Annotated in this window: 10 protein-coding genes; all 10 read left to right on the forward strand. The window is 71.0% G+C overall.

Annotation, left to right across the window (positions count from 1 at the left end):
* Positions 1-438: 438 nt before the first annotated feature.
* The 10 genes from thrB to B9S61_RS08140 all read left to right on the forward strand — a co-directional run bounded on the left by thrB (position 439) and on the right by B9S61_RS08140 (position 13,018).
* On the forward strand, positions 439-1,356 hold the full coding sequence (gene thrB / locus B9S61_RS08095; RefSeq protein WP_103541628.1) for a homoserine kinase: 918 nt from the start codon (positions 439-441) through the stop codon (positions 1,354-1,356).
* A gap of 420 nt (positions 1,357-1,776) precedes the next feature.
* Positions 1,777-3,843, forward strand: coding sequence for a transcription termination factor Rho (gene rho / locus B9S61_RS08100; protein WP_103541629.1), 2,067 nt, complete (start codon positions 1,777-1,779; stop codon positions 3,841-3,843).
* A gap of 349 nt (positions 3,844-4,192) precedes the next feature.
* Positions 4,193-6,001, forward strand: a complete 1,809-nt coding sequence (locus B9S61_RS08105) for a trypsin-like serine protease (protein WP_103541630.1) — start codon at positions 4,193-4,195, stop codon at positions 5,999-6,001.
* A gap of 236 nt (positions 6,002-6,237) precedes the next feature.
* A complete protein-coding gene (rpmE, locus tag B9S61_RS08110) occupies positions 6,238-6,459 on the forward strand; it encodes a 50S ribosomal protein L31 (protein ID WP_016438250.1) in 222 nt (73 codons plus the stop codon).
* A 328-nt stretch (positions 6,460-6,787) separates the two neighbouring features.
* Positions 6,788-7,855, forward strand: coding sequence for a peptide chain release factor 1 (prfA, locus tag B9S61_RS08115; RefSeq protein WP_103541631.1), 1,068 nt, complete (start codon positions 6,788-6,790; stop codon positions 7,853-7,855).
* Between the two features lie 54 nt (positions 7,856-7,909).
* Positions 7,910-8,755, forward strand: a complete 846-nt coding sequence (gene prmC, locus B9S61_RS08120; RefSeq protein WP_103541632.1) for a peptide chain release factor N(5)-glutamine methyltransferase — start codon at positions 7,910-7,912, stop codon at positions 8,753-8,755.
* Between the two features lie 53 nt (positions 8,756-8,808).
* A complete protein-coding gene (locus B9S61_RS08125; RefSeq protein WP_103541633.1) occupies positions 8,809-9,456 on the forward strand; it encodes an L-threonylcarbamoyladenylate synthase in 648 nt (215 codons plus the stop codon).
* On the forward strand, positions 9,453-10,130 hold the full coding sequence (locus B9S61_RS08130) for a protein-tyrosine-phosphatase (protein WP_103541634.1): 678 nt from the start codon (positions 9,453-9,455) through the stop codon (positions 10,128-10,130). The genes B9S61_RS08125 and B9S61_RS08130 overlap by 4 nt, the downstream gene beginning before the upstream one ends.
* A gap of 177 nt (positions 10,131-10,307) precedes the next feature.
* Positions 10,308-11,546 (forward strand): serine hydroxymethyltransferase, encoded by a 1,239-nt coding sequence (gene glyA, locus B9S61_RS08135; protein WP_103541635.1) that lies wholly within the window; start codon positions 10,308-10,310, stop codon positions 11,544-11,546.
* A gap of 137 nt (positions 11,547-11,683) precedes the next feature.
* A complete protein-coding gene (locus B9S61_RS08140; RefSeq protein ID WP_103541636.1) occupies positions 11,684-13,018 on the forward strand; it encodes an MraY family glycosyltransferase in 1,335 nt (444 codons plus the stop codon).
* Positions 13,019-13,314: the final 296 nt, after the last annotated feature.

Raw genomic sequence — 13,314 nt, forward strand, 5'->3', positions numbered from 1 at the left:
CTCGCGGGCAGGCGGCCGCGCCCTCGTCCGGGCTCCGTCCGGGCTCCGTCCGGGCTCCGTCCGGCCAGGGGCGCCACCGGGCGGCGGAGCCGGCGGGACGGGTGTACAGGGACGGCGTAAGGGCGCGTTCACCTGGGGAAGTTGCCTACGATGGATGCACGGGGGGCTCTCGACACGCATCGAGCGCCTCCTGTGCGCCCTATGTCGCCAGTGAACCTTCCTTCGATAAGCTGTACTGAACCCGCCCGCCGCATATGCAGCGGTAGTACGTCGTCTCCATGGTCCGGAAAGTGGCCGGGAGACGGCCCGGAAAGCGGCCGGCCACCCCGGTCGGCGGCGGCCCCAGGGGTTCTCGTACGTCATCGAATGTCCATCGTGTCCATCGTGTCCGTCGAATGCCGTTCGACAGGCACGCAGCTCAAGGAGAGTTTTCGAGCGATGGCCGGTCCAGCGTTCCGCGCCGCCGCCGTCCGGGTGCGCGTCCCCGCCACCAGCGCCAACCTCGGCCCGGGCTTCGACGCCCTCGGCCTCGCGCTGGGGCTGTACGACGACGTGGTCGTCCGGGTGGCCGACTCCGGGCTGCACATCGACATCGCCGGCGAGGGCGGCGAGACCCTCCCCCGGGACGAGCGCCATCTCCTCGTACGCTCCCTGCGCACCGCCTTCGACCTGCTCGGCGGGCAGCCGCGCGGCCTCGAGATCGTCTGCGCCAACCGCATCCCGCACGGCCGGGGCCTGGGTTCCTCCTCCGCCGCCATCTGCGCCGGGATCGTCGCCGCCCGCGCCGTGACGATAGGCGCCGACAGCCGGCTCGACGACACCGCGCTGCTCGAACTGGCCACCGAGATCGAGGGCCACCCCGACAACGTCGCCGCCTGTCTGCTGGGCGGATTCACCCTGTCCTGGATGGAGCGCGGCGCGGCCCGCGCGATCAGGATGGAGCCCGCCGGCTCCGTCGTTCCGGTGGTCTTCGTGCCCGGGAAGCCGGTCCTCACCGAGACCGCGCGCGGACTGCTCCCGCGCACCGTGCCGCATGTCGACGCCGCCGCCAACGCGGGCCGTGCCGCCCTGCTCGTCGAGGCCCTGACCAGGCGCCCCGAGCTGCTGCTGCCCGCCACCGAGGACCGTCTGCACCAGGAGTACCGCGCCCCGGCCATGCCGGAGAGCGCCGCCCTGGTGGAACGGCTGCGCGGGGACGGCATCCCCGCCGTGATCTCCGGCGCCGGACCCACGGTCATGGCGCTGGCGGACGCCGACACGGCCGACAAGGTCGAAGCACTGGCCGGCGACGAGTGGGCCGCCAACCGGCTCAGCCTCGACGCCCACGGAGCGAGCGTGCTTCCGCTCGCCGCCTGACACACGGTTGCCGGATTTGGAGAGGGGGAATGTTTGTTGGATCCGGTAGTGTTAACCTCAAGTCTGCACCCGACCCCACCATGGCGAGGTGCCTCGCGTCCCCGTCAGGGACAGACATTCTTCCGGGAGCCCCCCAAGCCGCACAGTGTTCACTGCTACGTATGCGGGCAGTACGTCGTACGCGGACGCTGAACGGCCCGACGGCGGGGCTAGCCCCTCAGGGGGAGCTCCGGAACCGGTGCTGCCACGCCACGTGACACACGGTGCCACGGCTCGAGGAAGCGCCATCACCAGAAATCCCTTCCGCCGCACAGGCGGACAACCGCCCCGGCACGGTTCGCACAGCAAGGACCGATGCCGGACAGCACAACCGGTCGCCGAGCCAGACAGGCCGACGTCCGCTCCAGGGAAGGACCCTTCGTGAGCGACACCACCGATCTGATGGGCGCACGTGTCGAGGAGACCGCTGCCGCGCCCGCCACGGACGCTGCCGCGCCTGCCTCCGGTGCCGGCTCCCGGCGGCGCCGCGGTACCGGCCTCGAGGGCATGGTGCTGGCCGAGCTGCAACAGGTCGCAACCGGCCTCGGCATCAGGGGCACCGCGCGGATGCGCAAGAGCCAGCTGATCGAGGTCATCAAGGAGGCGCAGGCCGCCGGAGGGGCCGCCTCCGCCGGAGCGGCACCGGCCAAGGCCGAGTCCGCCCCCGAGACCAAGCCGAAGCGTCGCGCCACCTCGCGGACCCGTACGGGTGACACCGCGGAGAAGAAGGCCGAGGCCAAGGACGAGCAGGCCCCCGCCGAGAAGGCCGCGGCCCAGCAGCAGATCGACATTCCTGGCCAGCCCTCTCCGAAGGCCGCGGCCGAGCCGGCCGAGGAGCCCGCTCCCGCCGAGCGCCGCCGCCGTCGCGCCACCGCCGACGCCGGTGCCCCGGCCGCCGCGGCCGAGACGGTCACCCCCGAGGCGAAGACCGACTCCAGGACCGAGACCCCGGCCCAGCAGCAGTCGCAGCAGGGCGAGGGCAAGTCCGACCAGGAGGGCGGCGAGGGCCGCCGCCGCGACCGCCGTGAGCGCGGCCGCGACCGTGGGGATCGCGGTGACCGTGGGGATCGCGGCGAGCGTGGTGACCGCGGCGAGCGCGGTGACCGCCGCAACAGGGGCGACGACCAGCAGCAGAACCAGCAGCAGGGCGGCGGTCGTCAGCAGAACCAGCAGGGCGGCGGCCGGCAGGACCGTCAGCAGGACGACGACGACTTCGACGGCGGCCGCCGTGGCCGTCGCGGCCGCTACCGCGACCGCCGTGGCCGCCGTGGCCGCGACGAGGTGCAGGAGCCGCAGATCAACGAGGACGACGTCCTGATCCCGGTCGCGGGCATCCTGGACATCCTCGACAACTACGCCTTCATCCGCACCTCCGGCTACCTGCCCGGTCCGAACGACGTGTACGTCTCCCTCGCCCAGGTCCGCAAGAACGGCCTGCGCAAGGGCGACCACATCACCGGCGCGGTCCGCCAGCCGAAGGACGGCGAGCGGCGCGAGAAGTTCAACGCGCTGGTCCGTCTCGACTCCGTCAACGGCATGGCGCCCGAACACGGCCGCGGCCGCCCGGAGTTCAACAAGCTCACTCCGCTGTACCCGCAGGACCGCCTCCGTCTGGAGACGGACCCGGGCGTGCTGACCACGCGGATCATCGACCTCGTGTCGCCGATCGGCAAGGGCCAGCGCGGACTGATCGTGGCCCCGCCGAAGACCGGCAAGACCATGATCATGCAGGCGATCGCCAACGCGATCACCCACAACAACCCCGAGTGCCACCTGATGGTCGTCCTGGTCGACGAGCGTCCGGAAGAGGTCACCGACATGCAGCGGTCGGTCAAGGGCGAGGTCATCTCCTCGACCTTCGACCGTCCGGCCGAGGACCACACCACGGTCGCCGAGCTCGCCATCGAGCGCGCCAAGCGCCTGGTGGAGCTGGGTCACGACGTCGTCGTGCTGCTCGACTCGATCACGCGTCTGGGCCGTGCGTACAACCTCGCCGCCCCGGCCTCCGGCCGCATCCTGTCCGGTGGTGTCGACTCGACCGCCCTCTACCCGCCGAAGCGCTTCTTCGGTGCGGCCCGCAACATCGAGGACGGCGGCTCGCTGACCATCCTCGCCACCGCCCTGGTGGACACCGGGTCCCGCATGGACGAGGTCATCTTCGAGGAGTTCAAGGGCACCGGCAACGCGGAGCTCAAGCTCGACCGGAAGCTCGCCGACAAGCGCATCTTCCCGGCGGTGGACGTCGACGCGTCCGGCACCCGTAAGGAAGAGATCCTGCTCGCCCCCGACGAGCTCGCCATCGTCTGGAAGCTGCGCCGGGTGCTGCACGCCCTCGACCAGCAGCAGGCGGTCGAGCTGCTGCTCGACAAGATGAAGCAGACGAAGTCGAACGCCGAGTTCCTGATGCAGATCCAGAAGACGACGCCGGCGCCGGGCAACGGCGACTGACGCTCGCCGGAACCCCGCGAACCGCCGTTCGCGGGGCGTGGAGCGCACAACGGGCGCGGGTGACCTCTGGCCACCCGCGCCGACGCGTGCGTGCGTGCCCGCGTCCGTACATGTGTGTGCTCGCGCCCGCGCGTACGTGTGCCCGCGCACGCGGCCGCCCGGCCGCGTGCGCGTGAACAGCTGAATACCTTTCCGCATCTCCCCGGAGGCGCACCGATGGCCGTCCTGTTCGCAGGGCGGCCGTTATTCGTCTCCCGGTGTCGTCGGACAGGTGTACGATCACGCTGCTTCGGGCCGTTCTCCAGAACCCGATCCTGGCCCGAACTCACCATCCCGAGGGGGGAATTGAATGGGTACATCCCTGTCCGGGGGCGGTCGGTACAGACGCCGGTTCGGTATCGCCCTGCCCGTCGCCGCGGCCGGTGTCGCGGCGGCCGTCGGCGCCGCGTTGCTGACCACGCCCGCCGTCGCCGCACCCGCGCTGCCGGAGCCGACCGTCAACCCCGCGATGGAGGCGCCGTCGCTCACCGAGCTGACGCGTCGCGTCGTCGGCGCCATGGCGGGCGACGACATCGCGGGCGAGACGGACAAGTCGCCGCTGAGCAAGAGCGCGAACCCCGACTCCGCCATCGACGCGAAGATCATCGGTGGCACCACCACCAGCATCACCTCGGCGCCCTGGATGGCGCAGCTGCACTACTACGACGACCGGGGCACCACCAGCACCAGCGACGACATCGGCCTCTTCTGCAGCGGCGCCGTCGTGGCGCCGACGAAGATCCTCACCGCCGCGCACTGCGTCAAGGGCTACGACTGGCACGCCAACGGCGCGATCGTCACCGGGACCGCCCAGCTCCCCTCCGAGAACGGGGACCTGCACGGCGGCACCGTCAGCGGTGTCTGGCGGCAGTGGAACAACCCGGCGTACAACGCGAGCACCATCGACAACGACATCGCGGTGCTCACCCTGCCCGCCCCCGTGCGGGCCACCCCGATCCGCATGACCACCGCCGGCGACACCGCCTCCTACGCCGCCGGCACCGGCGCCAAGGTCTACGGCTGGGGCCGCACCAGCTCCACCAGCCCGGACGTCTCCGAGACGCTGAGGACGGCCACGCTGCCCATCCAGTCGGACGCCACGTGCACCGACGCCTGGGGCACCGACTTCGTCAAGGGCCACATGGTCTGCGCCGGCACGCCGGCCACCGGCAGCGACGAAGGCACCACCTCCGCCTGCAACGGCGACTCCGGCGGCCCGCTGGTCGTGAACAACCGGATCGTGGGCGTCGTCTCCTGGGGCGTCGAGGACTGCGTGGCGGAGGGCGCCTACAGCGTCTTCACCAAGGTGACCGACTACGCCGGCGTCACCTACCCGCGCCTGGACGACACCGACATCAACGGCGACGGCCGGGCCGACCTGTGGCTGCGCAAGAAGTCGACCGGCGTCGGCTACTCCAGGAACTCCCGGGGCACCTCCTTCGGCGTCAACGAGACGTGGGGGGACTGGGGCGGCGTCAACCTCGTCCTGCAGACCGACCTCGACCGCGACGGCTACCAGGACCTGGTGTTCCGGCGCGGCGACACCGGCGACCTCTACTGGTCCCACTACGTCATCTCCGCCGGCAGCTGGTCCACCAAGCTGCTCTCCAGGAACTGGAAGTCCGTCACCCGGATCGTCACCCCGGGCGATGTGACCGGCGACTACGTGCCCGACCTGCTGATGGTGGACTCCGCCGGCGTGCTGTGGACCTACCCGGGCAACGGCAACGGCACCTTCTCCACCCGGCTGAAGACCGGCACGGGCTGGAACGGGTTCGACTTCGTGCGCGGTCACGGCGACTTCACCGGTGACGGCAGGACCGACCTCGTCGCCCGCGTCAAGAGCACCGGCGTCGTGTACATCTACAAGGGCACCGGCAAGGCCGGCGCCGGGTCCTTCTCCGGCGGCCGGATCACGATGGCCACCTGGAAGAACACCACGTACAACGCCTTCGACGCGGTCGGTGACGTCAGCGGCGACGGCAAGGCCGACTTCCTGGCCCGTACCCCCGGCGGCACGATGTACCTGTACCGGGGCACCCAGGCGACCTCCGGGGCGCTCTTCTCACCGCGGATCTCCGTCGGCACGAATTTCCAGTACTACGACATCTTCGGCTGATGTCCGGCTGAACGTCGGCAGGCCCGGCGGGTGAACGGTGCGCGCACCGCTCACCCGCCGGGCCACCGGTGTGCCGGGAGGGCCGCGGTGCCGGTCGGCCGGCTGGGGGAATACGCCGGCCCCACCCCTCGTTTTGGGGGATGGCCCCAGTCCTGGCAGACTGGTACGTCGGCCCCGGTTCACGCTCCCGCACCGAGCGGTTGCGACCCGGCGCCCTCCCGAACCTAGGAGACACCTTGAAGCGCGACATCCACCCCGAGTACGTCGAGACGCAGGTCAGCTGCACCTGTGGCGCGTCGTTCACCACCCGCAGCACGATCTCCAGCGGCACCGTCCGTGCCGAGGTCTGCTCCGAGTGCCACCCGTTCTACACGGGCAAGCAGAAGATCCTCGACACCGGTGGCCGTGTGGCCCGCTTCGAGGCCCGCTTCGGCAAGGCCGCCGGCTCCAAGAAGTAGCGAGTCACCTAGGGCCTGCCCGGCGGATCCTGTCGGAGACGCGGGGCCTGGCACGCACATCTGCGGCGTTGTCGTCAGTCGCCGACTCCCCCACGCTCGGCTTCGCTCGCGCGGGAGGGACCCCCATCGCGTCGGCTCTTTCCTCCGCCTTGCAGCTGCACGCACCAGGCCCCGCTCACCGGCACCAAGAGGTACGGCGGATCTCCTCCGACCTGATCCGCCGGGCAGGCCCTAGCGCCGGTCCACGGCCGCGCCCCCGCCCGGGGGCAGGCCGGGGCCGGCGTTTTTGGTCGCCCGCCCTTCACCCACGTACCAGCAGGAGCCCAAGATGTTCGAGGCCGTCGAGGAACTCGTCGCCGAGCACGCCGATCTGGAGACGAAGCTCGCCGATCCGTCGGTCCACTCCGACCAGGCCAACGCGCGCAGGCTGAACAAGCGCTACGCCGAGCTCACCCCGATCGTCGCCACGTACCGCTCCTGGAAGCAGACGGGCGACGACATCGGGACCGCGCGTGAGTTCGCCGCCGACGACCCCGACTTCGCCGCCGAGGTCAAGGAGCTGGAGCAGCAGCGCGAGGAGCTCACCGAGAAGCTGCGGCTGCTCCTCGTCCCGCGCGACCCCAGCGACGACAAGGACGTCATCCTCGAGATCAAGGCGGGCGCGGGCGGCGACGAGTCCGCCCTGTTCGCCGGCGACCTGCTGCGCATGTACCTGCGCTACGCCGAGCGCGTCGGCTGGAAGACCGAGATCATCGACGCCACCGAGTCCGAGCTGGGCGGCTACAAGGACGTCCAGGTCGCGGTGAAGGCCCGCGGGCAGATCGAGCCCGGCCAGGGCGTGTGGGCGCGGCTGAAGTACGAGGGCGGCGTGCACCGTGTGCAGCGTGTGCCGGCCACCGAGTCGCAGGGCCGTATCCACACCTCCGCGGCGGGGGTCCTGGTGACGCCCGAGGCCGAGGAGGTCGACGTCGAGATCAACCCGAACGACCTGCGCATCGACGTCTACCGGTCCTCCGGGCCGGGCGGGCAGTCCGTCAACACCACCGACTCCGCCGTGCGCATCACACACATCCCGACCGGAGTCGTCGCCTCCTGCCAGAACGAGAAGAGCCAGCTGCAGAACAAGGAGCAGGCACTGCGCATCCTGCGCTCCAGGCTGCTCGCCGCGGCGCAGGAGGAGGCGGAACGGGAGGCCGCCGACGCCCGCCGCAGCCAGGTCCGCACCGTCGACCGCTCCGAGAAGATCCGTACGTACAACTTCCCGGAGAACCGCATCTCGGACCACCGCGTCGGCTTCAAGGCATACAACCTGGACCAGGTCCTGGACGGCGACCTCGCCGCGATGATCCAGGCCTGCGTCGACGCGGACTCGGCCGCCAAGCTCGCCGCCGCGTAAGCCGCGCAAAGCCGCGCAAAGCCGCGGAACCCTCGTAGACAGTCCGGAGGACCAGTGAACCTGCTGCTCGCCGAGGTGGCCCAGGCCACCCAGCGGCTCGCCGACGCCGGCGTGCCCTCGCCGCGCACCGACGCGGAGGAGCTCGCCGCGTTCGTGCACGGCGTCAAGCGCGGCGAGCTGCACGGCGTGAAGGACTCCGACTTCGACGCCCGGTACTGGGAGGTCATCGCCCGCCGCGAGGCCCGCGAGCCGCTCCAGCACATCACCGGACGCGCGTACTTCCGTTACCTGGAGCTCCAGGTCGGGCCCGGGGTGTTCGTGCCGCGGCCCGAGACGGAGTCGGTGGTCGGCTGGGCGATAGACGCGGTCCGCGCGATGGACGTCGTCGAGCCGTGCATCGTCGACCTGTGCACCGGATCGGGCGCGATCGCGCTGGCGCTGGCACAGGAGGTGCCGCGCTCGCGCGTGTACGCCGTGGAGCTGTCCGAGGACGCCCTGAGGTGGACGCGCAGGAACATGGAGGGGTCCAGGGTCGAGCTGCGTCAGGGAGACGCCCTGACGGCCTTCCCCGACCTCGACGGACAGGTCGACCTGGTCGTCTCCAACCCGCCCTACATCCCGCTCACCGAGTGGGAGTACGTCGCCCCGGAGGCCCGCGACTACGACCCCGACCTGGCGCTGTTCTCCGGCGAGGACGGGCTCGAGCTGATCCGCGGCCTGGAGCGCACCGCGCACCGGCTGCTGCGTCCCGGCGGAGTGGTCGTCGTCGAGCACGCCGACACCCAGGGCGGCCAGGTCCCGTGGATCTTCGCCGAGGAACGGGGATGGGCCGACGCGGCCGACCACCCCGACCTGAACAGGCGACCCCGGTTCGCCACCGCGCGCAAGGCGCTGCCGTGAGCGTCCCGCATACTTCATCCCCCCAGCAGCACCCGTACGAGGAGGCCCGCCAGATGGCTCGGCGATACGACACCAACGACGCGACCGACCGCGCGACCGGTCTGCGTGAAGCCGCGTCCGCCGTCCGCCGGGGCGAGCTCGTGGTGCTGCCGACGGACACGGTGTACGGCATCGGCGCCGACGCGTTCACCTCGGAGGCCGTCGCCGATCTGCTGGACGCCAAGGGCCGGGGGCGCTCCGTGCCCACACCCGTCCTCATCGGCTCCCCGAACACGCTGCACGGCCTGGTGACCGACTTCTCCGAGATGGCCTGGGAACTGGTCGACGCCTTCTGGCCGGGCGCGCTGACGCTCGTCGCCCGGCACCAGCCGTCCCTGCAGTGGGACCTCGGGGACACCCGGGGGACCGTCGCCGTGCGGATGCCGCTGCACCCGGTCGCCATCGAACTGCTCACCGAGGTCGGGCCGATGGCCGTCTCGTCGGCGAACCTGACCGGCCACCCGGCGCCGGAGAACTGCGACGCCGCGCAGGAGATGCTCGGCGACTCCGTCTCCGTGTACCTCGACGGCGGGCCCACCCCGGGCAACGTGCCCTCCTCCATCGTCGACGTCACCCGCCCCGTGCCCGTGCTGCTGCGCGAGGGCGCGATCTCGCCGGACGAGCTGCGCAAGGTGGTACCCGACCTCGAGGTGGCGAATTGACGGCCCCTGAGGCGGGGCGTGGCATAGGCATCGAAGAATCCAGCGCGGAGATGACGACGACCTTCGGGTTTCCGCGCGACACCTTCCGCATCCTCCACGTCAGTACCGGAAACGTGTGCCGCTCGCCCATCACCGAGCGGCTGACCCGGCATTTCGTCGGTCAGCGGCTGGGCATCCTGGGCGGTGGGCTCATCGTGGAGAGCGCGGGGACGTGGGGGCACGAGGGTGCGGCGATGGAGGCGCACGCGGAGACCGTGCTGGCGGAGTTCGGGGCGGATGCCTCCGGCTTCGTGGGGCGGGAACTGCTGGACGATCATGTGATCCGGGCGGACCTGGTGCTGACCGCCACGCGGGATCACCGGGCGCAGGTCATCTCCATGGGGCATTCGGCGGGGTTGCGGACGTTCACGCTGAAGGAGTTCACGCGGCTCGTCAACGCCATCGACCCGGCCACGCTGCCCTCGCTGGACGAGGGGCTGGTCATGCGTGCACGGGCGCTGGTGCGGGCGGCCGCGGCGCTGCGGGGGTGGCTGCTGGCGCCCACCGCCGAGGCGGACGAGGTGTACGACCCGTACGGGGCGCCGTTGCCGCTCTTCCAGTCCATCGGGGACGAGATATTCGAGGCGCTGGATCCTGTGGTCACGGCGCTGACCGGGGTGCGCGCGCGGGCGTAGGTCTCCGGGGGCGGGGGCGGGTTTTCAGGGTCTCCGGCGTTGTTCCGCTGTGCCCACCCGTTCCGCCCCAGCGGAACGACTGCCCACAGCGAGGCGGGTGGGTGTAGTAGCGGGGGCGTTGTGGGTGGGGGCGGCCCACATTGGGCGTACGTCAGTGCCGACGTCCGGGAGTTCGTGATGGTGGTCAGTCATGTTCTTGAGGCCGATGTCCTGCGGCGGCAGGATCCCGAGCTGGCCGATGTGCTGCTGGGGGAGCGGGAGCGGCAGTCGACCACGCTCCAGCTGACCGCCGCCGAGAACTTCATGTCGCCGGCCGTGCTGGCCGCCCTCGGCTCCCACCTCGCCAACAAGTACGCCGAGGGATACCCGGGCAACCGGCACCACGGCGGCTGCTCATTCGCGGACGTCGCCGAGCGCCTCGCCGTGGAGCGTGCCAAGGCGCTGTTCGGCGCCGAACACGTTAACGTGCAGGCGCACTCCGGCTCCTCCGCCGTCCTCGCCGCCTACGCCGCCCTGCTGCGCCCCGGTGACACCGTGCTCGCCCTCGGCCTGCACCACGGCGGCCATCTCACCCACGGCTCGCCCGCCAACTTCTCCGGCCGCTGGTTCGACTTCGTCGGCTACGGCGTGGACGCGGAGAGTGGGCTCATCGATCACGAGCAGGTCCGCGCCCTGGCCCGTACGCACCGTGCCAAGGCGATCGTCTGCGGCTCCATCGCCTACCCCCGCCACATCGACTACGCCTTCTTCCGCGAGGTCGCCGACGAGGCCGGTGCCTATCTCATCGCGGACGCCGCGCACCCCATGGGCCTGGTCGCCGGGGGCGTGGCGCCCAGCCCGGTGCCGTACGCGGACATCGTGTGCGCGACGACGCACAAGGTGCTGCGGGGCCCGCGCGGCGGCATGCTCCTGTGCGGCGGCGAACTGGCCGAACGCGTCGACCGGGCGGTGTTCCCCTTCACCCAGGGCGGTGCCCAGATGAACACCATCGCGGCCAAGGCGGTGGCGTTCGGGGAGGCGGCGACCCCGGCGTTCGCCGCGTACGCGCACCAGGTGGTCGCCAACGCGCGGGCGCTGGCCACCGCGCTGACAGCCGAAGGGCCGGCCGTCACCACCGGCGGCACGGACACCCATCTGCTCACCGTCGACCCTGCGCCGCTCGGCGTCGACGGACGCACCGCGCGCGGCCGGCTCGCGGCGGCCGGTCTGGTCCTGGACTGCTGCGCGCTTCCGCACGACGACGCCCGCGGGCTGCGCCCGGGGACCGCGGCCGTGACCAGCCAGGGCATGGGCGCCCGGGAGATGACGTTCACCGCGGGGCTGCTGGCGAGCGTGGTGCGGGGCGGGACGGACCCCGTGCGGGCCCGTGAGGACGTACGGGAGCTGACGGCGGCGTTCCCCCCGTACCCGCGCTGAGAGGGCCGCCACGGGGTAGGCGCACCGGATGCACAGCCACACGTGCAACCATCGTCGCTACCCGGAAGTCCCCACTCGTATGCGCGCCTCGCTAGGGTGTGGGGCTGTGATGGCCAGCGAGACCTGTGGGGAAGCCTGTGCGTGAATACCTGCTGACGCTCTGCGTCACGGCGGCGGTGACGTACCTGCTGACCGGGCCGGTACGGAAGTTCGCGATCGTGGCCGGGGCGATGCCGGAGATCCGGGCCCGTGACGTGCACCGGGAACCCACTCCGCGGCTCGGCGGTATCGCGATGTTCTTCGGTCTGTGCGCCGGTCTGCTGGTCGCCGACCACCTCACCAATCTCAACCAGCTCTTCGAGAAGTCCAACGAGCCGCGGGCGCTGCTCTCCGGGGCGGCGCTGATCTGGCTGATCGGCGTCCTGGACGACAAGTTCGAGATCGACGCCCTGATCAAGCTGGGCGGCCAGATGATCGCCGCCGGTGTGATGGTCATGCAGGGTCTGACGATCCTGTGGCTCCCGATCCCGGGCGTCGGCTCGGTCGCGCTCACCCAGTGGCAGGGCACCCTGCTCACGGTCGCGCTGGTCGTCATCACCATCAACGCGGTCAACTTCGTGGACGGGCTGGACGGTCTCGCGGCCGGCATGGTGTGCATCGCGGGGGCGGCGTTCTTCCTGTACGCCTACCGCATCTGGTACTCGTACGGCATCGAGGCGGCCGCTCCGGCGACGCTGTTCTCGGCGATCCTGATGGGCATGTGCCTGGGCTTCCTGCCGCACAACATGCATCCCGCGCGGATCTTCATGGGCGACTCCGGCTCGATGCTCATCGGCCTGGTGCTGGCGGCCGGAGCCATCTCCGTCACCGGGCAGGTCGACCCGGACGCGCTGAAGCTGTTCGCCGGTTCGGAGAAGGAGGCCGTGCACCAGACGGTGCCGGTCTACATCCCGCTGCTGCTGCCGCTGACCATCATCGCGGTGCCGGCCGCCGACCTGATCCTGGCGATCGTGCGGCGCACCTGGCGCGGTCAGTCGCCGTTCGCGGCGGACCGGGGTCATCTGCACCACCGGCTGCTGGAGATCGGCCACTCGCACAGCCGGGCCGTGCTGATCATGTACTTCTGGTCGGCGCTGATCGCCTTCGGCGCGCTCACGTACTCCGTGAACTCGGCGTCGATGTGGATCGTGCTGAGTGTGGTGATCCTGTCGACGCTCGGCCTGCTCCTGCTGCTGCTGCCCCGGTTCACCCCGCGGGCCCCGCGCTGGGCGGAGGCCGTCGTGCCGCCGCGGTACCGCCGCCGGCGGGCCCCGGAGACCGCTGTGGAGGCATCATCGGCCCCTGAGGCGGCGGGAGTTGACGAGGAAGCCTCCCGCGAGCGCACCCCGGTGGCCGCGGGCGTCTCCGGCGTCAACGGGGCGACCGCCGTCGGCTCCCGCGCACGCCTGGCCGACCGGTCACGGTCAAGGTAAGAATCCGGCTAGAGCATTGCCAAGTCGTGGGACCCCGATGGGGAGTCATTGGGGGTGCAAAGCGCGCTATATCAGACATAGCGGCCGGATAGGCGCTCGGGCGCGCGCGTTCACTCTCATGTGTGACGCCGGGCACACCTGGCAGGTAAAGACTGCATCAAATAGTTTGTGATACCGTTCACGAGAACCCCGGATAGAGCCGAAGAGCCGCAGTGCGACGGTTCATCGGTGCGAGGAATTCCCACTCGGCCCGGGGGTCTACGCTCGTCCATGACGACACCCTGCCCCCTGTGAAA

The organism is Streptomyces sp. SM1 (assembly GCF_002910825.1).
Taxonomy (GTDB): domain Bacteria; phylum Actinomycetota; class Actinomycetes; order Streptomycetales; family Streptomycetaceae; genus Streptomyces; species Streptomyces okerensis.